Source organism: Amycolatopsis antarctica, from assembly GCF_002262875.1.
In the GTDB taxonomy this organism is placed as follows: Bacteria; Actinomycetota; Actinomycetes; order Mycobacteriales; family Pseudonocardiaceae; genus Amycolatopsis; species Amycolatopsis antarctica.
The window spans coordinates 379,845-403,034 of sequence record NZ_NKYE01000004.1 but is presented as its reverse complement, the minus strand read 5'-3'; the positions used below and the strand labels follow the sequence as shown (position 1 = coordinate 403,034).

The 23,190-nt window shown below is 70.8% G+C and carries 16 protein-coding genes and 2 pseudogenes; 10 read left to right on the top strand and 8 right to left on the bottom strand.

The features are described from left to right. Positions 1 to 50: 50 nt before the first annotated feature. Positions 51 to 1,298 carry a PucR family transcriptional regulator gene (locus CFN78_RS09670; RefSeq protein WP_094862282.1) on the bottom strand — a complete coding sequence of 416 codons (1,248 nt, stop codon included), beginning with the start codon at positions 1,296 to 1,298 and terminating at the stop codon, positions 51 to 53. A gap of 267 nt (positions 1,299 to 1,565) precedes the next feature. Between CFN78_RS09670 and CFN78_RS09665 the strand changes: the two genes are divergently transcribed. Then, on the top strand, positions 1,566 to 1,952 hold the full coding sequence (locus tag CFN78_RS09665; protein ID WP_133116314.1) for a hypothetical protein: 387 nt from the start codon (positions 1,566 to 1,568) through the stop codon (positions 1,950 to 1,952). Here the strand turns inward: CFN78_RS09665 and CFN78_RS09660 are convergent. The 3 genes and pseudogenes from CFN78_RS09660 to CFN78_RS09650 all read right to left on the bottom strand — a co-directional run bounded on the left by CFN78_RS09660 (position 1,912) and on the right by CFN78_RS09650 (position 4,477). Further along, entirely contained in the window at positions 1,912 to 2,883 is a 972-nt protein-coding gene (locus CFN78_RS09660; protein ID WP_094862280.1) for an NmrA family NAD(P)-binding protein, read from the bottom strand. The genes CFN78_RS09665 and CFN78_RS09660 overlap by 41 nt on opposite strands. Before the next feature lie 99 nt (positions 2,884 to 2,982). After that, positions 2,983 to 3,471 carry a tetratricopeptide repeat protein gene (locus CFN78_RS09655; protein ID WP_094862342.1) on the bottom strand — a complete coding sequence of 163 codons (489 nt, stop codon included), beginning with the start codon at positions 3,469 to 3,471 and terminating at the stop codon, positions 2,983 to 2,985. A gap of 63 nt (positions 3,472 to 3,534) precedes the next feature. Continuing rightward, positions 3,535 to 4,477 (bottom strand): annotated as a pseudogene (locus CFN78_RS09650) (helix-turn-helix transcriptional regulator). A gap of 229 nt (positions 4,478 to 4,706) precedes the next feature. Here CFN78_RS09650 and cysD point away from each other — a divergent pair. Next, the gene (cysD, locus tag CFN78_RS09645; RefSeq protein ID WP_094862279.1) at positions 4,707 to 5,618 is read left to right on the top strand and encodes a sulfate adenylyltransferase subunit CysD; all 912 of its coding nucleotides are present in this window, start codon (positions 4,707 to 4,709) and stop codon (positions 5,616 to 5,618) included. Continuing rightward, a pseudogene (cysC, locus tag CFN78_RS09640) lies at positions 5,618 to 7,206 on the top strand (adenylyl-sulfate kinase). The gene cysD and the pseudogene cysC overlap by 1 nt, the downstream one beginning before the upstream one ends. Positions 7,207 to 7,358: 152 nt before the next feature. On the opposite strand, the gene CFN78_RS09635 reads toward cysC, so the two are convergent. After that, on the bottom strand, positions 7,359 to 8,423 hold the full coding sequence (locus CFN78_RS09635) for a tartrate dehydrogenase (protein WP_094862278.1): 1,065 nt from the start codon (positions 8,421 to 8,423) through the stop codon (positions 7,359 to 7,361). Then, the gene (locus CFN78_RS09630) at positions 8,423 to 9,889 is read right to left on the bottom strand and encodes an NAD-dependent succinate-semialdehyde dehydrogenase (RefSeq protein WP_094862277.1); all 1,467 of its coding nucleotides are present in this window, start codon (positions 9,887 to 9,889) and stop codon (positions 8,423 to 8,425) included. Before CFN78_RS09630 ends, CFN78_RS09635 begins: the two co-directional genes overlap by 1 nt. 148 nt (positions 9,890 to 10,037) lie before the next feature. Here CFN78_RS09630 and CFN78_RS09625 point away from each other — a divergent pair, with 148 nt between their 5' ends. The 4 genes from CFN78_RS09625 to CFN78_RS09610 all read left to right on the top strand — a co-directional run bounded on the left by CFN78_RS09625 (position 10,038) and on the right by CFN78_RS09610 (position 15,277). Continuing rightward, positions 10,038 to 11,294 (top strand): aspartate aminotransferase family protein, encoded by a 1,257-nt coding sequence (locus CFN78_RS09625; protein ID WP_094862276.1) that lies wholly within the window; start codon positions 10,038 to 10,040, stop codon positions 11,292 to 11,294. A 16-nt stretch (positions 11,295 to 11,310) separates the two neighbouring features. Next, positions 11,311 to 11,811 carry a DUF3830 family protein gene (locus tag CFN78_RS09620; RefSeq protein WP_094862275.1) on the top strand — a complete coding sequence of 167 codons (501 nt, stop codon included), beginning with the start codon at positions 11,311 to 11,313 and terminating at the stop codon, positions 11,809 to 11,811. A 221-nt stretch (positions 11,812 to 12,032) separates the two neighbouring features. Continuing rightward, a complete protein-coding gene (locus tag CFN78_RS09615) occupies positions 12,033 to 13,679 on the top strand; it encodes an FAD-binding dehydrogenase (RefSeq protein WP_094862274.1) in 1,647 nt (548 codons plus the stop codon). A 44-nt stretch (positions 13,680 to 13,723) separates the two neighbouring features. Continuing rightward, positions 13,724 to 15,277 carry an acetolactate synthase large subunit gene (locus tag CFN78_RS09610; protein WP_094862273.1) on the top strand — a complete coding sequence of 518 codons (1,554 nt, stop codon included), beginning with the start codon at positions 13,724 to 13,726 and terminating at the stop codon, positions 15,275 to 15,277. A 381-nt stretch (positions 15,278 to 15,658) separates the two neighbouring features. On the opposite strand, the gene CFN78_RS09605 is transcribed toward CFN78_RS09610, so the two are convergent. Together CFN78_RS09605 and CFN78_RS09600 are read right to left on the bottom strand one after the other, a co-directional pair. Next, positions 15,659 to 17,827: a 3-hydroxyacyl-CoA dehydrogenase NAD-binding domain-containing protein gene (locus CFN78_RS09605; protein WP_094862272.1), complete on the bottom strand. Its 2,169-nt coding sequence runs from the start codon at positions 17,825 to 17,827 to the stop codon at positions 15,659 to 15,661. 13 nt (positions 17,828 to 17,840) lie between these two features. Continuing rightward, on the bottom strand, positions 17,841 to 19,052 hold the full coding sequence (locus CFN78_RS09600; RefSeq protein WP_094862271.1) for an acetyl-CoA C-acetyltransferase: 1,212 nt from the start codon (positions 19,050 to 19,052) through the stop codon (positions 17,841 to 17,843). A gap of 154 nt (positions 19,053 to 19,206) precedes the next feature. On the opposite strand from CFN78_RS09600, the gene CFN78_RS09595 reads away from it, so the two are divergent. From CFN78_RS09595 to CFN78_RS09585, 3 genes are all read left to right on the top strand, one after another. After that, positions 19,207 to 20,403: a TetR/AcrR family transcriptional regulator gene (locus CFN78_RS09595; RefSeq protein ID WP_094862270.1), complete on the top strand. Its 1,197-nt coding sequence runs from the start codon at positions 19,207 to 19,209 to the stop codon at positions 20,401 to 20,403. A 160-nt stretch (positions 20,404 to 20,563) separates the two neighbouring features. Beyond that, on the top strand, positions 20,564 to 21,859 hold the full coding sequence (locus tag CFN78_RS09590; RefSeq protein WP_094862269.1) for an acyl-CoA dehydrogenase family protein: 1,296 nt from the start codon (positions 20,564 to 20,566) through the stop codon (positions 21,857 to 21,859). A gap of 32 nt (positions 21,860 to 21,891) precedes the next feature. Continuing rightward, positions 21,892 to 23,103, top strand: coding sequence for an acyl-CoA dehydrogenase family protein (locus CFN78_RS09585; RefSeq protein ID WP_094862268.1), 1,212 nt, complete (start codon positions 21,892 to 21,894; stop codon positions 23,101 to 23,103). Positions 23,104 to 23,190 lie beyond the last annotated feature (87 nt).

Genomic DNA, 23,190 nt, shown 5'->3' with positions numbered 1-23,190 from the left:
GGCGGGGAGTCCCGGGGCGATCGTCCCGGGACTCCCCGCGTACGGGCCGGTCAGTCCGCGGGGTCCCGGCGCAGCCTGCGGGCGATCAGCGCCGCCGTGACCGTCGCGGCTCCACCGAGCGCGGTCGCGTCGAAGCCGGTGAGTTCCTCGATCTTGCGCAGCCGGTAGTCGACGGTGTTCGGGTGCACGTGGAGTTCGGTGGCGGTGGGCCGCCTGCCGCCGCGGCGCAGGAAGGTCTCCAGCGTCTGCACCAGTTCCTCGTTGCCGTCCAACGGGCGCAGCAGGGCGGCCAGTTCGTCGATCGCCTCGCTGGGCCGGGAGAGCTGGTACTCCAGCAGCACGTCCCGCAACCGGTGTACGCCGGGAGGCCGGCCGAAGGTCTGCGCGACGTGCAGCACCTCCCGTGCGGTCGCCGCGGCCCCCGCGACGGCGGCGGGCTCGGCCGCCACGACGCCGACGGTGACCTCCGCCCCGGCCGTCTGGCCGATCTCGACGATGATCCGCCGCAGGCCGTCCCAGTCGCGTTCGGACAGTTCCTCGGGAGCGACCGTGGTGGGCAGCAGCGCCGTTCCGCCCTCGGGAGCGAGCGCGGACAGCACCGGCACGCGGGCCCGGCGATCCAGTTCCGCCCGCAGGCGCCGCAGTTTGCGCCGGGCGGCGACCACCGGGTCGATGTCGGCCCGAGTCTCGTCCGGGTGGGCTCCCACCGCGATCGCCAGGACCAGGTAGCCGGGCGGCAGCCGCAGCCCGGCCCGCTCCGCCGCGGTCTCCGGCGGAGTGCCGCCCAGCAGGGCGGCCATCAGGATGTGCCGCGCCGAGCGCTCGTCGTCGAACATCGTCTGCCGCTCGTCGAGGTATCCCGCGCCGACGGCGGGCGCGACCATCTCGAGGTACCGCATCGCGAGTGCGTTGATGCCGATCAGGTCGCCGACCTCGTCCGGCCGCACCAGTGGGGCGACCGACTCCCAGACGACCTGCACGCCGACGTGGTACGCGGTGAGCACGACGTCGATCGGGATGCCCTCCTCGGCGCGCCGGGCGGCGGATTCGCGGAGAACGTCCAGTTCCGCTTGGCCGGGAAGGGTTCTCGAACGCAGCACGCTGATGAACGAGCGCAGGTTCGCCTCGATGACCCGGGTGATGTCGCCGGCGAGCTGTTCGCCGGGCAGCAGCCGGTACGCGGGGACGCGTTCGGTGAGCTCGGCGACCACCATCGACGCGAGCCGGGGCAGTTCGGCGGTCAGCCGCTCGTGCAGCGGCCTGCCGCCCACCGAGAACGCAGGTAGCCCTTCGTCCATTCGCAGACTCCCGTGTGTCGATTCCCGCGTACCGGCGACTCATCATTACACCGATTCCCGGGCCTGGACACGGCGCGCGCCGCGCGCGCACCGGGCACCGGGATGGATGTGCGCGACGAAGGAAGCAGGCCGTGTACGACGAAAGTGCGTGACGACCGGTGGGCGATCACGCCCTTCGTTCTCTCTTCGTCCCGCTCGCGCATCATCGAGCGAAAAGACCGTTATCTTCGAATCGCTTTCGAATAACCGAACCGAAGGGGAGAAATGATGAAGGGAAAGATCGCGGCAACGGTTTTCGCCGGAGTGACAGCGGCACTGGTGACGGCGGTACCCGCCTCGGCCACCGATTCCGGTGCGTTCACTTCCGGTGTCGTGGCGGAGAGCGCTTCGACCTCGGCGCCGGTCGGCGTGCTCGACCGTCCGTGCTCGAACCGCAAGCAGAAGCTCTACTTCATGGGTGAACGCGACGCGAACTTCGGCGGCTCCGGAATCGTGACGATTCTCAATTGTCACGCCACCAAGCGAAACTCCGGAATCGACGTCGCCCGCGGACCCGACCCGAGCTGCAAGAAGATTCCGTTCGGGGAGACCCGCGAATTCGAGTACAACAGGCTCAAGGGAATCGCCGAGTACCGCGCGCCCAAGTGGTGCTGATCCACTCGCCACCGGCCGCGGGCGCGGCGACCGCGATGTCGCCGCGCCCGCGGCCGGGTGCCGTGCTCACCGACGGCAGGTTCTGGGCCGCCCAGGCCGCGAGCGTCGTCGGCGTGGTACCGAGCGTGCCACGCGGATTCTCCGGGGTGAACCCGTCCCGCAGGCCGCTGGACATCCGCACGATCGCGTCCGCCTGCTTGTCGCTCAGGCCGGCCGTGACCAGTGCGGTGTGCAGGTCCTCGTCCGCGATCCGTTCCGCCCGGAACGGCCTGCCGGTGACGCGCCGCAGGATCGCCGCGGCCTCGGCGAAGGTGAGGTCGGCCGGGCCGTGGACGGCTTCGACCCGGCGGCCGGACCAGCCGGTGTGCAGCAGCCGGGCGGCCACGATGTCGCCGATGTCGCGCGGATCGACCCACGGCATCGGGTGATCCACCGGCATCGCGGTACGCAGCACGCCCTCGCGCAGCGCGTCCGGGTCGAGCAGCAGGTTGCTGTAGAAGTACCCGCAACGCAGGTGCAGCACCGATTCGCCGGTCTCGTCGAGTTGCTGCTCGGTCCGGGCGAGACCGTCGATCTCACCGGCACCGGACCGCTTCTCCGCGCCGACGCTACTGAGGAACACGGTGCGGGGGACGGCGTTCTCCCGTACGGCGCGGGCGACGACGGCACCCATCCGCGCGGATGTCGCGATCGGATCCGGGTCACCGGTGGGCGGGTCGACCCAGAACAGGGCGTCGGCATCGGCGGTGACGCTCAGGACCGCCTCCGCGTCGCCCTGGTCACCACGCACGGTGTCCACGTGGTCGAGCAGGTCCGGGTCGAGCCGGGCCGGGTCGCGCAGGAACAGGGTCGGCCGCACCCCGGCCTGCACCAGCAGCCGCGTCACGCGGGATCCCACGTTCCCGGTCGGGGTCGTCACCACGATCGTCATGCTCAATTCTCCTCCGCGCGTCGGTGTTTCCGTTTCCGACGCTAGGAGCGATCGCGGTCAGATCCTGGCCACGATTCCCCGCGTGTCCGGCGCCGCCGGCTACTCGGGCTCGACGAGCAGCCGGGCGTACTCGGCCATCGACCGGCGGTAGCGCGGCAGGTGCGCGGCCAGTGCGGTGATCGCGATGGACACGGCCTCACGTTCCCGCCCGAGGTCGGTGAGGGCGAGTGCGAGCACGGCACGCAGCGCGTCGTCGAGATGGTCCGAGCCCGCGTCGCGTTCGGCCGTCAGCAGCGCGACGCTCTCCTCGGGGCGCCCGAGGTTGCGCAGCGAGCTGGCGAGCTGGATCGCCGCGCGCCGCCGCCGCTCCCCGGTCAGCCCGGCCGCCGTGGCCTGCCGGTACAGCGTGACGGCGCGGGCCGGGTCGCCGGTCGAGTCGAACGCGCAGGCCCGCTCGAAGTCGGCGGTGCCGTCGCCGGGGGGCAGCTCGGCCGCCAGGCCCTCGATCAGCGCCCGGAACTCCGTCTCGCCGTACTCGTCGATCGACGCCCATGCGTCGGCCACCCGTCGTTCCCAGTCCTCGTTCACCGGCACAGCCTCGCACGCGGCACGGCCCGCGGTCGCCGGATTTCCGCGCAGGACGCGACGAGTTCAGGCCCGGCCGAACAGTTCCGCGGTGCGGCGCAGGTGAACACGGAGTTCCTCGGGCCGCAGCACGGTGAACTCCGCCCCGATCGAACCGAGCAGCATGGCGGGCCATTCGACCGAGTCGACGTTCATCAGCAACCGGCACCGCCCGTGCCCGGCAGGCTCGACGGTGCCCCAGCCCGCCGCCGACCGTTCGACCTCCGCAACCGGGGCCCGCAGCTCGACGACGACCCGGTAGCGCGCCGGGATGGCCGCGATCCGGTCGCGGACGAAGGCGCCCGCGTCGCCGCCCGGCAGGTCCCGCTGCCGGAAGCGGGCACCGGTGGCGGCCGGGCCGGTGAGGCGGTCGACCCGGAAAGTGCGTCAGTCGTGCCGGTCGAGGTCCCAGGCGAGGAGGTACCAGCGGCGGCCGAGCGAGACCAGCCGGTACGGCTCGACGTGCCGGTCGCTCGCCGCCTCGGTGCGCGCGGTGTACCGGAAACGCAGCCGTTCGTCGTCCCGGCAGGCCTGCGCGAGCACGGTCAGCGTGACGGCGTCCACGGCCGGGCCCTGGCCCCAGCCGACCGGCACGGTGTACTCCCGCAAGGCCTCGACGCGCCGTCGCAGCCGGGGCGTCATCACTGGACGACCTTCGTCAGCGCCCGCACCGAGGTCTCCTCGATCCCCTCGACCGCGCCGCGGCCGTCCGCAGCCCGACTGCGATCGCCACGGCCTCCTCGTCGTCGAGCAGCAGCGGGGGCATGGCGGCCCCGGACCGCAACTGGTAGCCCCCCGCGACACCGCGGGCCGCGTCGACCGGATATCCCAGCTCGCGCAGCCGGTCGACGTCGCGGCGCAGCGTCCGCTCGCTCACCTCGAGGCGAGCGGCCGGCACCACGCCCGGTCAGTACCGGTGGGTCTGCGGCAGGGACAGCAGTCGCAGCATCCGCGAGCTCGTGTTCGCCATGGCTCCAGAGTCCCCCGTATTCAGGTCACGAACCGGCCGGAATGGCCCCAGCGTAGCTCGCGCCATCCGGCGACCTACGGCGCTTGCGGCCCTGCCGAAAGTTCACCTACGGTCGTCGGGCCGGGTACATATCACCGGGAAACAAGCCGGTGACCAGGCATTACAGCGGGCCTCCGCCGGAGAACCCGGGCGGAACGGTGAACGATTCGCATTCGGTCCGGGAGGCGGCGTGAGAACGGCGTACGAACTGTCCCACCTGCGTGCGCTCGAAGCGGAGTCCGTGCACGTGCTGCGCGAGGTCGCCGCGACCTTCGAACGCCCGGTGCTGTTGTTCTCCGGTGGCAAGGACTCGGTGGTACTGCTGCACCTGGCGATGCGCGCGTCCTGGCCCGCCCGGCCGCCGTTTCCGGTGCTGCACGTGGACACCGGGCACGACTTCGACGAGGTGCTGGAGTTCCGCGACCGGACCGTGGCCGAACTCGGCGTCCGGATGGTCGTCTCCCGCGGGCAGGACGACATCGACGCGGGACGGGTGACCGAGGAGACCGAGCCGGGCGCGAGCCGCAACCGGTTGCAGACGGCCGCGTTGCTCCGCGCGATCGGCGAGCACCGGTTCGACGCGGTGTTCGGTGGCGCGCGGCGGGACGAGGAGAAGGCCCGCGCCAAGGAACGGATGTTCAGCTTCCGCGACGAGTTCGGGCAGTGGGATCCGCGCGGGCAACGACCGGAACTGTGGAACCTCTGCAACGGCAGGCACCGCAAAGGCGAGCACATCCGGGTCTTCCCGCTGTCGAACTGGACCGAACTCGACATCTGGTCCTACGTCAGCGCCGAACGGATCGCACTGCCCTCGTCGTACTATGCCCACCGGCGCGAGGTCGTGTCCCGCGACGGCATGCTGCTCGCCGCCAACCGCTTCCTCGAGCTCCGGCCCGACGAACGGCCGTACCTGGCAAGGGTCCGCTTCCGCACCGTCGGCGACGCCACCTGTACCGGTTGCGTGGAATCGGCCGCCGCCACCCCCGAGGAGGTGGTGGCCGAGGTGGCCGCCACCCGCCTCACCGAGCGCGGCGCGACCCGTGCCGACGACCGGATCTCCGAGTCGGGCATGGAAGACCGGAAGAAGGAGGGCTACTTCTGATGGCGCAGCTCCTGCGGCTGGCGACGGCGGGCAGCGTGGACGACGGCAGGTCCACCCTGATCGGCCGCCTGCTGTTCGACTCCAAGACCGTAGTCGACGCGCGCAAGGGCCTGCTGGAGCAGTCGCGGCGGCACGCCTTCGTCGCCGGCCTGCTCGGCATCGGCCACCTGGTGGTGTGCGTCAACAAGATGGACCTGGTGGGCTGGTCCGCGGAGCGCTTCGCGGAGATCCGCGAGGACTTCCGCCGGTTCGCGATGAAGCCGGACGTCAGCGATCTGACGTTCGTGCCCGTGTCGGCGCTGCACGGGGACAACATCGTGCACCGCAGCACCGAGATGCCGTGGTACGAGGGCACTTCGCTGCTGCACCACCTGGAGAACGCGCACGTCGCCTCCGGCCGGAACCTGATCGACGCCCGGTTTCCGGCGCAGTACGTCATCCGGCCGCGAACCGAGGGCGCGCCGCACGACTACCGCGGCTACGCGGGAACCGTCGCGGGGGGCGTGTTCAAGCCCGGCGACGAGGTGTTGGTCCTGCCCTCCGGTCTCACCTGGCGGATCTCGCACAGCCACGGCCCGTGCGGTGTACCGGTGCCAGAGGCGTTTCCCCCGCAGGCGGTGACCATCCGGCTGGACGACAAGCTCGACATCGGCCGCAGCGGCGCCGTCCCGGCAACCGTCCGTACGCGGGACAGGACCTGGACGCGATGGTCTGCTGGCTCACCGGTGAGTCCACTTTGGACTCGGGGCGGACGTACACGATCCGGCACACCACCCGCACGACCCGCGCGGGCGTGCGCGGCCTCGACTACCGGTTCGACGTCCACTCCCTGCACCGGGTCACAACGGCGAGGTCCTTGTCGCTCAACGAGATCGGCCGGATCAGCCTGCGCACGCAACAGCCTCTGCTGTTCGACGCCTATCGGCGCAACCGGGGTACCGGCAGCTTCATCCTCGTCGACGAGTCGACGAACAACACCGTGGCGGCGGGCATGATCACCGGCCCGAGCGGTCAGGGCTCCGGGGTGGTGTGGCACTCCGGAGCGGTGACCCGCGAGGAGCGCGTCTCGCGGGGCGGCACCGTCTGGCTCACCGGCCTTTCCGCTTCGGGCAAGTCGGCCGTCGCGGTGGAACTGGAGCGCGCGCTCGTCGGCTCGGGACGCCCCGCCTACCTGCTCGACGGCGACAATCTGCGCCACGGGCTGAACGCGGGTCTCGGTTTCGGCGCCGCTGACCGGGCGGAGAACGTGCGGCGGGTCGGCGAGGTGGCCCGGCTGTTCGCCGACGCGGGCATCATCGCGATCGCGTCGCTGATCAGCCCGTACCGCATCGACCGGGACCGCGTCCGGGCCGCACACCAGGCGGCCGGGCTGCCGTTCACCGAGGTGCACGTGGACACCCCGCTGGAGGTCTGCCAACGGCGCGACCCGAAGGGCATGTACGCCAGGGCACGGGCAGGCGAGATCACTGGCTTCACCGGGATCGACGATCCGTACGAGGCGCCCGCCGACCCCGAGGTACTGCTGCGGCACGGGGACGGCGACCCGGCGTCGATGGCCGCTCGCATCGTCGCGCATCTGGATTCCTGACCCGGCCGGCACCGCCCCGGCATGCCGTATCGCACGACACGGGGTGCTCTGCCGCGCGACACGGCATGTCGGAACGCGCGACACGGCATGCTCTGCCGCGCGACACGGGGTGCCGGGGCACGCGACACGGCGGGCCGGGGTCGGGTTCGGGTTCAGCCGAGGGCGGCGGCGACGGCGTCGCCGAGTTCGGCCGTCGTCGACTTGCCACCCAGGTCCGGGGTGGCCACCGAGCCCTCGGCGAGCACCTGCTCCACGGCGTCACGAACGGCCTGCGCGCAGGCGGTTTCACCGAGGTGTTCGAGCATCATCGCACCGGCCAGCACCTGCGCGACGGGGTTGGCGATGCCCTGCCCGGCGATGTCCGGTGCGCTGCCGTGCACCGCCTCGAACATCGACGGGTACTCCCCCGGCGGGTTGATGTTGCCCGAGGGCGCCATGCCGAGGCCACCGGTGACGGCCGCCGCGAGATCGCTGAGGATGTCACCGAACAGGTTCGAGGCCACCACCACGTCGAGACGTTCGGGCTGCTGCACCATCCGCGCCGCCAGAGCGTCCACATGGCACTGTTCACTGTGGACATCCGGGTACTCGGCGGAGATCTCCGCGAAGATCTCGTCCCAGTACGGCATGGAGTGGATGAGCCCGTTGGACTTCGTCGCCGAGCACACCCTGCCCACGCGGGTTCTCGCCAGTTCGAAGGCGTACCGGATGATCCGCTCCACCCCGACCCGGGTGAACACCGACTCCTGCAGCACGAACTCACCGGGCTGGCCCTTGTTGTGCCTGCCGCCGAGTTCGGAGTACTCGCCCTCGGAGTTCTCCCGGACGATCACCATCTCCAGCTCGTCCGCCGACCGCCCGGCCAGCGCCGAGGTGGTACCCGGCAGCAGCCGCACCGGGCGCAGGTTGACGTACTGGGCGAACGCCCGCCGCAACGGAATCAGCAAGCCCCACAAGGAGACGTGGTCCGCGACGCCGGGGAACCCGACGGCACCGAGAAAGATCCCGTCGAACGCGGAGAGCTGCGCGACGCCGTCCTCGGGCATCATCGCCCCGGTCTCGGTGAACCGTTCACAGCTCCAGTCGAACTCGGTCCACTTCAGCCCGAAGCCGTGCAGCGCGGCGGCACGGTCGAGCACCTTGCACGCCTCGACGGTGACGTCGACGCCGATCCCGTCACCCGGGATCGTCGCGATGCGGTAGTCCTTGCCGGCCATCACAGGCCCACCGCGACGTACTTGGTCTCCAGGAACTCCTCGATGCCGACGGTGCCGCCCTCCCGGCCGAGCCCGGACTGCTTGATCCCGCCGAACGGCGCAGCGGGGTTGGACACGATCCCCTGGTTCAGCCCGATCATCCCGGCCTCGAGGCGCTCGGTGACGCGCAGGCCCCGCTTGAGGTCACTGGTGTAGAGGTACGAGACGAGCCCGTACTCGGTGTCGTTGGCCGCGGCCACGGCCTCGTCCTCGGTGTCGAACGGGGTGATCGGCGCGACCGGGCCGAAGATCTCCTCCGAGGCGAGGTTCGCGTTCTTCGGCACGTCGGTGAGCACGGTGGCCTGGTAGAAGTTGCCCGGACCGTCCACGGCGGAGCCGCCGGTGAGCACCTTCGCTCCCTTGTCGGTGGCGTCGCGCACCAGGCCGCCGACCTTGTCGATCGCCGCCTGGTCGATCAGTGGGCCGACGACCACACCGTCCTCGGTGCCGCGTCCCATCGGCAGTCCGGCCATCCGCTCGGTGAGCCTGCGGGCGAACTCGTCGGCGACGCCGCGCTGCACGTAGAAGCGGTTCGCCGCGGTGCACGCCTCACCGATGTTGCGCATCTTGGCCTGCATGGCGCCCTCGATCGCGGCGTCCAGGTCGGCGTCGTCGAAGACGATGAACGGCGCGTTGCCGCCGAGCTCCATCGACGTGCGCAGCACCTTCTCCGCGCACTGCTCCAGCAGTTTGCGGCCGACGCCGGTGGAACCGGTGAAGGAGAGCTTGCGGGCCCGGCCATCGCGGATCAGGGGTTCCATCACGCCACCGGAATCGGTGGTGGTGATCACGTTGACCACGCCCTCGGGCACGCCGGCCTCGGCGAGGATGCCGGCCAGCGCGAGCATCGACAGCGGCGTCTGCGCGGCGGGCTTGATCACCGAGGTGCAGCCCGCGGCGATCGCTGGGCCGATCTTGCGGGTACCCATCGCCATCGGGAAGTTCCACGGCGTGATCAGGATCGCCGGGCCGACCGGCTGGCGGTGCACGAGGAACCGGCCGCTGCCGTTCGGGGCGACGGCGTACCCACCGTCGATGCGCACGGCCTCCTCGGCGAACCAGCGGAAGAACTCGGCGGCGTAGGTGATCTCGCCGCGCGCCTCGGCCAGTGGCTTGCCCATTTCCAGCGTCATCAGCAGCGCGAGTTCCTCGTTGCGCTCGATCAGCAGCTCGTAGGCCCGGCGCAGCATCTCGCCGCGCTCCCGGGGGGCGATCGCGGCGAACCCGGCCTGGGCCGCGACGGCGGCGTCCAGCGCGGCGGCACCGTCGGCCGGCGAGGCGTCCGCGATCTCACACAGCGCCTTGCCGGTGGACGGATCGTGGACGGCGAAGGTCCTGCCGCCCTCGGCCGGCGTCCACTTGCCGCCGACGAACAGCTCCTTGGCGACCGCGTCGACCACTCCGGTCTCGCTGGGTGTCGCGTTCATCCACCTGCCCCTTCCCTATCCGCACGAGCGCGAATTCGGCCGAGCGCGCACGTGATTGCGCAGCTCCGAAAGCCATGCTACGAATATTGTCAACAATCGACAACACCGCGCGCATCACGAACTCGCACCCCGAAGGAGCGTCGCTGCCATGGCCCAGCTCTCCCCGCTGCTCAAGCAGGCCACCCCGGTCGTCGTCGATCACGGCGAGGGTGTGTACCTCTACGACACCGAGGGCAACCGCAACCTCGACTTCACCGCCGGGATCGGTGTCACCAGCACCGGACACTGCCACCCGCGCGTCGTCGCCGCAGCCCAGGAGCAGGTCGGCAAGCTCATCCACGGCCAGTACACGACCGTGATGCACAAGCCACTGCTGGAGCTGACCGAGCGCCTCGGCGAGGTGCTGCCCAGCGGACTCGACTCCCTGTTCTTCGCCAACTCCGGCAGCGAGGCCGTCGAGGCCTCCCTGCGGCTGGCCCGGCAGGCCACCGGCAGGCCGAACGTGATCGTCTTCCACGGCGGCTTCCACGGGCGCACCGTCGCCACGGCCTCGATGACCACCTCCGGCACCCGCTTCAGCGCGGGCATCTCGCCGCTGATGGCCGGCGTGCACGTCGCCCCGTTCCCGAACGCGTTCCGCTACGGCTGGGACGTCAAGACGGCCACCGACTTCGCCCTGCAGGAGCTGGACTACCTCTTCGCCACGGTGAGCGCGGCGAACGAGACCGCCGCGTTCGTCATCGAGCCGGTCCTCGGCGAGGGCGGCTACGTGCCCGGCAACACCGAGTTCTTCGCCGGGCTGCGGCAGCGCGCCGACGAGCACGGCATCCTGCTGATCATCGACGAGGTGCAGACCGGTTTCGGGCGCACCGGCAAGTTCTGGGGCCACGACCACTTCGACGTCCGGCCGGACGTCGTGGTCATCGCCAAGGGCCTGGCCAGCGGCTTCCCGCTGTCCGGCATCGCGGCCTCGAAGGAACTGATGAGCAAGGCGTGGCCGGGTTCGCAGGGCGGCACCTACGGAGGCAACGCCGTCTCCTGCGCCGCCGCGGCGGCGACGCTGAGCGTCATCCAGGACGAGGGCCTGGTGGAGAACGCGGCCGAGCGCGGCCGTCAACTCCTCGACGGCGCACGCCTGGTGGCCGACAAGACCCCGGCGATCGGCGACGTCCGCGGGCTCGGCCTGCTCGTCGGCTCGGAGTTCACCACCGCCGAGGGCAAGGCGGACAGCGCCACCGCCGCGGCCGTGCAGAAGGCGGCCGCGGCGCGCGGGCTGCTGCTGCTCACCTGCGGGGCGCACATGAACGTCGTGCGGATGATCCCGCCGCTGGTCGTCACCGCCGAGCAGATCGACGAGGCGCTGGCCATCTGGGCCGACGCGGTCGCGTCCGTCACCGGCAACTGAGAGAGGGACCCCGGAAGTGGCTCGCTACATCACCATCACGCTCGACAAGCGGGGCGTCTCCTGCCGGGCCGTGCTGCTCGACGCCGAGGCACCGCGCACCTGTGAGGCCGTGTGGAACGCCCTGCCGCAGAGCGCGTCCGCCTACCACGCCAAGTACGCCCGCAACGAGGTCTACACGCTCGTGCCGCCGTTCGCGGAGCCGAAGCCCGGGCGGGAGAACCCGACGATCACCCCGATCCCCGGCGACGTCGTCTACTTCGGCTTCGAGGCGTGGGAGATCGGCAACCCGGCGTACGGCTACGACGAGGGCAGCGAGGCGCACAGCGATCAGGGTGCCACCGACCTGGCGATCTTCTACGGGCGGAACAACCTGCTGATCAACGGGGACGCGGGCTGGGTACCCGGCAACGTTTTCGCCACGATCACCGAGGGCCTGCCGGAGATGGCCGAGGCGGCACAGGATCTGTGGCTGCGCGGCGTCGAGGGCGAGACCCTCAGCTTCGCCCGAGCGGAGTAACCCCACCGCCATTCGTCGACATATTGCGGTCCCCAGAATCGCAATATGTCGACGTATTGCGGTTCGTGGGGCGCGCAATACGTCGACGTACTGCGGCAGGCGCCCTGGTCAGGGGCAGGTGGAGGGAGTCGCGGCCGGAACTCACGTCCGGGTGAGGTGCCGCCTGGTGCGATAGCGTTCGTACGTTCGCAGTGGGCGCATGCCGGAGAACGGAGACGTGAATGGACGCGGATGTCATCGTGGTCGGCGCCGGGCTCGCCGGGCTGGTCGCCGCGAGCGAACTGGCCGACGCCGGCCGCCGGGTGATCCTGGTCGAGCAGGAACCCGAGGCGAGCATCGGCGGCCAGGCGTTCTGGTCGTTCGGTGGCCTCTTCCTCGTCGACAGCCCCGAGCAGCGCAGGTTGCGGATCAAGGACTCGCACGCGCTCGCCTGGCAGGACTGGGAGGGCACCGCGGCCTTCGACCGGCCGGAGGACCACTGGCCACGGCAGTGGGCGAAGGCGTACGTCGACTTCGCCGCCGGGGAGAAGCGTTCCTGGTTGCACGGCAAGGGAATCCGCTTCTTTCCCGTCGTCGGCTGGGCCGAACGCGGCGGATACGGAGCGGTCGGCCACGGCAATTCGGTGCCCCGCTTCCACATCGTCTGGGGCACCGGGCCCGCCATCGTGGCCCCCTTCGAGCGCCGCGTCCGCGAGGCCGTGCGCGAGGGTCGCCTGGAGTTGCGTTTCCGGCACCAGGTCGACGGGTTGACGCTCACCGGCGGCGCGGTCGACGGCGTGCGCGGCACCGTCCTCGAACCCAGCGACGTGGCCAGGGGAGAACGCAGCTCCCGCGCCGGCGTCGGCGAGTTCGAACTGCGCGCGCAGGCGGTGATCGTCACCTCCGGCGGTATCGGCGGCAACCACGACCTGATCAGGAAGAACTGGCCCGCACGGTTGGGCACACCGCCCGAGCACATGCTCTCCGGTGTCCCCGCGCACGTCGACGGCCGCATGCTGGGCATCAGCGAGGACGCGGGCGCGAACCTGATCAACCGCGACCGGATGTGGCACTACGTCGAGGGCATCGAGAACCACTCCCCCGTCTGGCCCTCGCACGGAATCCGGATCCTGCCCGGGCCCTCGTCGATGTGGTTCGACGCGCGCGGAAAGCGGCTGCCCGTACCGCTCTACCCGGGGTTCGACACGCTCGGCACCCTGGAACACCTGCGCGGCACCGGATACGACCACTCCTGGTTCGTCCTCACCCAGAAGATCATCGAACGCGAGTTCGCGCTGTCGGGCTCGGAGCAGAACCCGGACTTCACCGGCAAGGACCTCCGGCTGACGTTCAAGCGGGCGCTGCCCGGCGCGCCCGGTCCGGTGCAGGCGTTCCTCGACCGGGGCGCGGACTTCGTGCAGGCGACGAATCTCGACGAACTGGTGTCGAAGATGAACGCGCTGACCGGTGACGAACTGCTGTCGGCCGCGGACATCCGCACCGAGATCCTCGCCCGCGACCGGGAGATCACCAACCCGTACACAAAGGACATGCAGATCACCGCCCTGCGCGGAGCGCGTGGCTATCTCGGCGACAAGCTCGTCCGGGTCGCACCGCCGCACCGCCTGCTCGACCGGAAGGCGGGCCCGCTGATCGCCGTCAGGCTGCACGTGATCAGCCGCAAGACGCTCGGCGGACTGCAGACGGACCTGTCCGGCCGGGTACTGCGGGCCGACGGCGAGCCGCTGCCCGGCCTGTACGCGGCGGGCGAGGCGTCCGGCTTCGGCGGCGGCGGTGTGCACGGTTACCGCTCGCTGGAGGGCACCTTCCTCGGCGGCTGCCTGTTCTCCGGGCGTCAGGCGGGCAGGGCAGCCGCGGCCGCCGTCTAGCACCCTCGCAGCGCATCGTTGGGACACAACAGGAAGCGAGCACCATGAACGGCGCGCAGTCCGCCATCCGCACGCTCGCGGACGCCGGCGTGGACGTGTGTCTCGCCAATCCGGGCACCTCGGAGATGCACTTCGTGGCGGCGCTCGACTCGGTCCCCGGGATGCGCGGGGTGCTGTGCGTCGACGAGGGTGTGGTCACCGGCGCCGCCGACGGTTACGCCCGGATGACCGGACGACCCGCGGCGACCCTGTTGCACCTCGGGCCGGGACTGGCCAACGGGCTGGCGAATCTGCACAACGCTCGGCGGGCGTACACGCCCGTGGTGAACCTGGTCGGCGACCACGCCACCGGCCACAAGCGTCACGACGCCCCGTTGGAGTCCGACATCGAGGCGCTTGCCGGGACACTGAACGGGTGGGTGCGGCGGTCGGCGTCGGTGGCGGAGGTCGGAGCAGACGTGGCGGCGGCCGTGTCCGCGGCCCAGGACGCCCCGGGCGGGGTGGCCACGGTGATCCTGCCCGCGGACGTCTCCTGGGACGAGGGCGGCGAGCCGCACGAGGCCGTTGCCCCGCGCGGGCCGGGCGCCGTGTCCCGGCGGACGATCGGCGCGGCCGCCGAGGCGCTGCGCTCCGGCGAGCCGGTCGCGCTGCTGCTCGGTGGTGAAGCCTGCCGCGCGGAGGGTCTGCTGGCGGCGTCCCGGATCGCCGTCGCGACGGGCGCGCGGACGTTCACCGAGACCTTCCCCGCACGGCTGGAACGCGGCGCGGGCCTGCCCGCCGTCGAACGGCTGGGCTACGTGCCCGAGCACGCCGCGCACCAACTCGAGGGCGTGCGGCACGTCATCGCCGCCGGGGCCCGTCCGCCGGTGTCGTTCTTCGCGTATCCGGGGCGGCGCGGCGAACTGGCACCGGAGGATGCCGCGGTACTCGCCCTGGACGAACCCGGCCAGGACGTCGTCGCGGCGCTCAACGAACTCGCCGAACTGCTGGCCGAGGGCGTGGAACCCCTGTGTGCCAAGGAATCCCGGCCGGACGTACCGGAGGGTCCGCTCACCGCGCAGAACTGGGTGGACGTGATCGGCGCGGTGCTGCCCGAGCGGGCGATCATCTCCGACGAAACGAACACCTCCGGTCTGATGCTGCCCGGCGCCATGTTCGGCTCGCCCCGGCACGACGTGCTCGCGCTCACCGGCGGGGCGATCGGCCAGGGCATGCCGGTGGCCACCGGTGCGGCGCTCGCGGCGCCGGACCGTCCGGTGATCAACCTGCAGGCGGACGGCAGCGCGCTCTACACGATCACCGCGCTGTGGACGCAGGCGCGGGAGAACCTCGACGTGACAACGGTTCTGCTGAACAACCGGGCGTACGCGATCCTGCGGATGGAGTTGCACCGGGTCGGTGCCGACGCCTCCGGCAAGAAGGCGAACGAGTTGCTTGACCTGTCCCGCCCCGACCTCGACTTCGTCCGTATCGCCGAGGGGATGGGCGTTCCGGCGACCCGTGCGACCACCGGTGGGGAACTGGCCGAGCAGCTCACCCGCGCGATCGCCGAACCGGGCCCCCACCTCATCGAAGCCCTGGTCCCTCCCCTCCTCTGACCCCACCACCCCGTGTCGCGCGCCCGGGCACCCCGTGTCGGGCCGTACAACAGGTCGTGTCGCGCGCCCGGACACCCCGTGTCGCGCTCTCGGGCACCCTGTGTCGGGCGGTTGGGCACCCTGTGTCGCGCTCTCGGGTACCCGTGTCGGGCGCCGGGAGAAGCACCTGGGCGGACGACGAACCGCAGGGACGCCCTGCCGTGCCGGACGGCATCCACGTCGAACGCCGATAGGCGAACGCCTGGCCCAACCGCCCGACACGGGGTGCCGGAGCGCCCGACACGGCATGCCCAACCGCCCGACACGGCATGCCCAGCCGCGCGACACGGCGGTGCCCCCTGCCGCGTGGCGGTAGGGGGCACCGGTCGGTTCTCGTTGGTACTACTCGAAGATCTCGCCCTTCTCGGCCTTCTCGACGAGCGACTGCGGCGGGGTGAAGTGGTCACCGTACTTCTCCGCCAGTTCCCGGGAACGGGCGACGAAGCCCGGCAGGCCCCCGGCGTACTGGTTGATGTACTGGATGACGCCGCCGGTCCACGGCGGGAAGCCGATGCCGAAGATCGAACCGATGTTGGCGTCCGGGATGGAGGTGAGCACCCCCTCGTCGAAACACTTCACGGTCTCCAGCGCCTCGGCGAAGAGCATGCGCTCCTTCATGTCCTCGAACGGGAGCTCGGTGCTGCCGGAACCGAACGCATCCCGCAGCTCACCCCAGATCGCGGTGCGCTTGCCGTCGTCCCCGTAGTCGTAGAACGCCCCGCCGGTCGAACGCCCCTTGCGGCCGAACTCGTCGACCATCCGGTCGATGACGCCCTCGGAGGGGTGACCCAGCCAGGTGCCGCCCTCGGCCTCGATCGCGGCCTTGGTCTCCTTGCGGATCTTCTGCGGCAGCGTCAGCGTCAGCTCGTCCATGAGCTGCAACGGCGGCGCCGGGTATCCGGCCTGCGAACCGGCCTGCTCGATGCTGGCGGGCTCCACGCCCTCGCCGACCATCGCGACGGCCTCGTTGAGGAAGGTCCCGATGACCCGGCTGGTGAAGAATCCGCGGCTGTCGTTGACGACGATCGGGGTCTTCTTGATCTGCAGGGTGTAGTCGACGACCTTGGCCAGCGTGGCGTCCGAGGTCTTCTCCCCGCGGATGATCTCCACCAGCGGCATCTTGTCCACCGGCGAGAAGAAGTGGATCCCGATGAAGTCCTCCTGCCGGGAAACACCGTCGGCGAGGCTGGTGATCGGCAGCGTCGAGGTGTTCGAGCCGAGCACCGCGTCCGGGTTGACGACGCTCTCGATCTCGCTGAACACCTTGTGCTTGAGGTCGACGCTCTCGAAGACGGCCTCGATGACGAAGTCGACCCCGGCGAAGTCGGCCGGGTCCGCGGTCGGCGTGATGCGGGCCAGCAGCGCGTCGGACTTCTCCTGCGTGGTCCTGCCGCGGGAGAGCGCCTTCTCCTCCAGCTTCGCCGAGTACGCCTTGCCCTTGTCGGCACCTTCCTGGGTGACGTCCTTGAGGACGACCTCGATACCGGCCTTCGCCGAGACGTACGCGATCGCGGCGCCCATCATCCCGGCGCCGACGACGCCGACCTTGGTGGCGCTGTACTTCTCGAAGCCGTCCGGGCGGGAGCCGCCGGAGTTGATGTGCTGCAGATCGAAGAAGAACGCCTTCGTCATGTTCTTCGCGACCTGGCCGGTGGCGAGGCTGACGAAGTAGCGCGTCTCGATGATCGTCGCGGTGTCGAAGTCGACCTGCGAACCCTCGACGGCCGCCGCGAGGATCGCCCTCGGGGCGGGCATGTTGGCGCCCTTGAGCTGCTTGCGCAGGTTCGCCGGGAACGCGGGCAGGTTCGCCGCGAACTTCGGGTTCGACGGGGTGCCACCCGGGATCTTGTAGCCCTTGACGTCCCACGGCTGCTGCGCCTCGGGGTTGGCCTTGATCCACTCCTTCGCCTTGGGCAGCAGTTCGTCCACATCGGACACAAGCTCGTGTACGAGGCCGATCTCCAGTGCCTTGGCCGGACGGTGCCGCTGTCCCTGGGCGAGCACGCTGAGCACGGCCGTCTGGATGCCGAGCAGCCGCACGGTGCGCGCGACGCCGCCACCACCGGGCAGCAGCCCCAGGGTGACCTCCGGCAGGCCGATCTGGCTGCCCTTCACGTCGGCGGCGATCCGGTGGTGGGTGGCGAGCGCGATCTCCAGGCCACCGCCGAGCGCGGCGCCGTTGATGGCGGCGACGACCGGCTTGCCGAGCGTCTCCAGCCTGCGGAGCTGCGCCTTCATCGTGTTGGTCGACTCGGTGATCTCGGCGGCGTGCTCGGGCTTCGCCTGGATCAGGTCGTTCAGGTCACCGCCGGCGAAGAAGGTCTTCTTCGCCGAGGTGACGATGACGCCGGTGATGCTGTCGGCCTCGGCCTCCAGCCGGTCGACGATGATGCCGAGCGACTCGCGGAAGTCGGCGTTCATGGTGTTCGCCGACTGCTTGGGGTCGTCCAGGGTCAGCACGACGATGCCGTCGGCGTCGGACTCCCAGCGGATGGTCTTGGTCTCAGTCATGGTCTTCCCGCCCTCAGACGCGCTCGATGATGGTGGCGAGGCCCATGCCGCCGCCGATGCACAGGGTGACCAGCGCGCGGCGGGCCTGGCGGCGCTCCAGCTCGTCGACCATCGTGCCGACGAGCATCGCGCCGGTGGCGCCCAGCGGGTGCCCCATGGCGATGGCGCCACCGTTGACGTTGACCTTCTCCTGCGGGATCTTCAGGTCCTTCATCCACTTCAGGACGACGGACGCGAAGGCCTCGTTCAGCTCGAAGAGGTCGATGTCGTCGACGGTGAGCCCGGCGAGGTCGAGGACCTTGCGGGTGGCCGGGGTGGGGCCGGTGAGCATGATCGTCGGGTCGGAGCCGGTGACGGCCGTGGCCACCACACGGGCACGCGGGGTGAGACCGAAGTCCTTGCCCACCTTCTCGTCGCCGACCAGCACGAGCGCGGATCCGTCGACGATGCCGGAGGAGTTGCCGCCGGTGTGCACGTGGTCGATCTTCTCGACGGCGTGGTACTTCTGCAGCGCCACGGCGTCGAAACCGCCCATGTCGCCGATGCCGGCGAAGGCGGGGTTGAGCTTGCCGAGCGAGTCGACGGTGGAGCCGGGACGGCGGTGCTCGTCGTGGTCGAGGATCGTCACACCGTTGACGTCGGTGACGGGCACGACCGACTTGGTGAAGTAGCCGCCCGACCATGCCGCCTCGGCCTTGTCCTGCGAGCTGACGGCGAACGCGTCGACGTCTTCCCTGGAGAAGCCCTCGATGGTGGCGATCAGGTCCGCGCCGATGCCCTGCGGGACGAAGTAGGTGTCGTAGTTGGTGGCGGGGTCGAGGAACATCGCGCCGCCGTCGGATCCCATCGGGATGCGCGACATGGACTCCACGCCACCGGCGATGATCAGCCGGTCCCAGCCGGAGCGGACCTTCTGCGCGGCCTGGTTCACGGCCTCCAGGCCGGACGCGCAGAACCGGTTGACCTGCACGCCGGCGACCGCGTCGGGCAGGCCGGAGGCCATCGCCGCGGCCCGCGGGATGACGCCACCCTGGTCACCGACCGGCGCCACGACGCCGAGGATGATGTCGTCGATCACGGCGGGGTCCAGGTTCGGGTGCCGCCGCTTCATCTCCTCGATCAGGCCGACGACGAGGTCGATCGGCTTGGTCCCGTGCAGCGCGCCTTTCTTGCCCTTGCCACGAGGCGTGCGGATCGCCTCGTAGATGAACGCCTCACTACTCACAACGGTCTCCTCGCAGGTACTGCTCTGGTTTCGTCGGGTGTACTCGTCGTCAAGATGCTTCGAGCGGTGCTAATCGCTATTAACATAGTCCCGCGAATTCTCCTGCTGTCAACGGGTTGTACCTCACCCGAGTGCGGATAAGGTGGGCTCACCTATGGACACCACCAGAACTCCCGCGCGCCGGCCGCGCGACCGGAAGAACCAGCTCGCCACGGTCGCGGCGGGCCTTTTCCGTGCGCGCGGCTATCACGGGGTGGGGATCAACGACATCGCCGCGGCCGCCGGTGTCACCGGTCCGGCGCTGTACCGGCACTTCGCCGACAAGCAGTCGGTGCTCGCGCACGTGCTGCTCAGCGGGATCGCCGACATGGAGACGGTCACCGAACGAGCGCTGGCCGATCCGGTCGCCCCCGCTCCGGAACAGGTGAACACCCTGCTCAGGAACCTCGCCGAGCAGGCCGTGGAACGTCGCGAACTGACCGCGCTCTGGCGCTGGGAAGGCCGCAACCTCGGACCGGACCACCAGCGGGAGATCCGGCGGCGGTCGGCGGGAATGCTCGCCGAGTGGAACCGGATGCTGCGCGCCCTCCGGCCCGGTCTCGACGTCGCGGACGCCGAGGTGCTGTGCTGGGCGGGCATGAGCGTGTTCGGCAGCGTCTCGGTCCACCGCACCACCCTTGCCCGCAAGCGCTTCACCGAGCTGCTGGGCGAACTCGCCCGCCGAGTGTTGCACGTCACACTGCCGGATCCGGCGGAGCACTCCCCGCCCACGCCCCCTGCGCCACTGACCGAGCCCTCGCGGCGCGAGCAGGTACTCACCGCCGCGACCGAGCTGTTCCGCCAGCGCGGGTTCGCCGCCGTCAGCATGGAGGACATCGGCGCGGCGGTCGGCATCGCCGGACCGAGCGTCTACCGCCACTTCCCCAGTAAGGCCGGCCTGCTGACGGCGATCTGCCGCCGGGCAGCCGACCGGATCGCCCTCGGCGCCGAGTACGCGCTGCGGACCTCCGCACCGCCGGACGAGCGGGCGGCGCTGCGCGGACTGGTGGAGTCCTACGTGCACACGCTCACCGCGTCCTCGGAGCTCGCCGTGTCGTTCTCCAGCGACCCGGCGCACGTCTCGCCGAGCGCGCAGGCCGAACTCGTCCGCACGCAGCGCGACTACGTGGCGCAGTGGGTGAGCCTGCTGGTGGCCGTCCACCCGGGCCTGTCCGAGCGAGAGGCGAAGATCACCGTGCACGCGGCGCTGACCGTCGCCAACGACCTGGCCCGCACGCGCCGGGTGAACGGCCGTCCCGGTCTCGAGCCCGAGCTCGTCACCCTGCTCGTCGCCGTGCTCGACCTCGCCTGAGCCGCCAGCGAGACCGACAGCGGGGCCGACGACGGGGCCTGCGCGGGTCATGGCGACGCCCACGCTGGTGTCCGCGCCGGGCGGACGGTAACCTACTGACGAGTAGTAACGGCGAGGGAAGAGGCACGACGTGAGCGCACCGCAGAAGAAACGAGACGCCATGGGCATCGGGCTCGCCGCGCTCACCCGGCTCGCGGGTTCCCGCGCCGTCGAGCGCGCCGGCCTGCGCCAACCCGTGCAGAACCTCGTCTCCTCGGCCACCCGGGGCGGCTTCAAGGCCGCGGGCGCGGCCAACCGGACGTTCAGGACCGCCCGGCAGCGCGGCGGACCCGTCCGGCTCCCGGCCGCGGCCGACACCGGCCTGTTCGACCTGGACCCCAGCGAGGACCAGCAGCTCATCGTGGACACCGTGCGCGAGTTCGCGAGCGAGCAGCTCCGTCCCGCCGCCTCGGACGCCGACGCCAAGCTCGCCCCGCCGGACGGCCTGCTGACCCGCGCCGCCGAGCTTGGCGTGACGCTGGTCGGCGTGCCGGAGGACCTGGGCGGGGTCGGCACCGAGCGTTCGGTGGTCACCGGCGCGCTGGTGGCCGAGGCGCTCGCCCACGGCGATCTCGGGCTCGCGGTCGCGGTGCTCGCGCCGTCCGCGGTGAGCACGGCGCTGGTGGCCTGGGGAGACGGCCAGCAGCAGGCCGACTACCTGCCCGCATTCGTCGGCGAGAACGTTCCGGCGGCGGCGCTGGCCCTGCAGGAGCGGACGCCGCTGTTCGATCCATTCACGCCGCGGACACGCGCCCGGCGGACACCCAAGGGGTACCGGCTCGACGGGGTGAAGTCGCTGGTGCCCAGGGCCGCGCAGGCGGAGCTGTTCATCGTCTCGGCCGACCTGGAAGGGCGCGGTCCCGCGCTGTTCATCGTCGAGTCCTCGACCTCCGGCGTCAGCGTCGAGGCGGAGCCCGCCATGGGCCTGCGCGGCGCGGCGACCGGGAAGCTGACCCTGGACGGGGTCGCGCTGCCCGCGGGCGCGCTGCTCGGCGGCGGCACGGCCGAGACTTTCGCCGAGGTCGTGCGGCTGTCCCGGCTGGGCTGGGCGGCGCTGGCGGCAGGCACCGCACGGGCCGTCCTCGACTACGTCGTCCCGTACGTCAACGAGCGCACGGCGTTCGGTGAACCGGTGAGTCACCGGCAGGCGGTCGCGTTCTCCATCGCCGACATCGCCATCGAACTGGAGGGCATGCGGCTGGTGATGCTGCGCGCGGCGTCACGGGCGGAGCAGGGCAAGCCGTACGCCAGGGAGGTCGCGCTCGCCCGGAAACTGGCCACCGACAAGGGAATGCAGATCGGCAGCGCCGGGGTGCAGCTCCTCGGCGGCCACGGATTCGTCAAGGAGCATCCAGTCGAACGCTGGTACCGCGACCTGCGCGCGATCGGCGTCATGGAAGGCACCGTCCTCATCTGAGCCCGCGCTCCCCATCGCTGGAAGGCAATCCCATGATCAACCTCGAGGTCCCGAAGAAGGCCGGCGCACTGGTCAACCAGGCGTACCAGGCCGCGTCGCAGGTGCTGCGGCCGATCTCGCGCAAGTACGACCGCGCCGAGCACGCCTACCCCACCGAACTCGACATGTTCGCCGCCGTGCTGGACGGGCTGAACTCGTCCGGCGAGGGCGGCGCGGGGGCGGCCGGTGTGCGCCGTGAGGACACCGGCGGCGCGAAGAGCGGCAACCGCAACGGTGGCAACCTGAGCACGGTGCTCGGCACGATCGAGATGTGCTGGGGCGACGTCGGCCTGCTGCTGTCGATGCCGAGACAGGGCCTGGGCAACGCCGCGATCGCCTCCGTCGCGAATCCGGAGCAGCTCGAACGTTTCGCCAAGATCTGGGCGGCGATGGCGATCACCGAGCCGGACTGCGGTTCGGACTCCGCGGCGATCACCGCGAGCGCCCGGCTGGACGGCGACGAGTACGTGCTCAACGGGGAGAAGATCTTCGTCACCGCGGGGCAGCGCGCGGACGCCGTCGTCGTCTGGGCCTCGCTGGACCGGTCGAAGGGCCGCGCGGCCATCAAGTCGTTCGTGGTGGAGAAGGGGACCCCGGGGTTCGAGGTGGTGCGCCTCGAACACAAACTCGGCATCCGGGCGTCCGACACGGCGGTGCTGCGCTTCGAGGAATGCCGCGTTCCCAAGGAGAACCTGCTCGGCAGCCCGGAGGTCGACACCAAGAAGGGCTTCGCGGGGGTCATGCAGACCTTCGACAACACCCGCCCGCTGGTGGCCGCGATGGCCATCGGTGTCGCGCGTGCGGCGCTGGAGGAGACGGCCCGCGTACTCGCCGAGGCGGGGGTGACCGTCGACTACGACAAGCCCGCGAACAACCAGCACGCCGCGGCCGCCGCCTACCTCCAGTTGGAGGCCGACTACGAGGCCGCATACCTGCTGACGCTGGAATCCGCGTGGATGGCGGACAACCGCAAGCCGAACTCGCTGCAGGCCTCGATGGCCAAGGCGAAGGCGGGCCGCTCGGTCGTCGACATCACCCTGCGCTGCGTCGAACTCACCGGGACCCTGGGCTACACCGAGGAATCGCTGCTGGAGAAGTGGAGCCGCGACGCGAAGATCCTGGACATCTTCGAAGGGACACAACAGATCCAGCAGCTCATCGTCGCCCGCCGGCTGCTCGGCAAGACCTCGGCGGAACTCAGGTAGGCCGCGGGGTAGCGAAGAGCGGTTCGCCGTTCGCCCGGAACGGGAGCCGCCGTCGGACCACAGGCCATCAGTCGCGGCGCCCGGTTC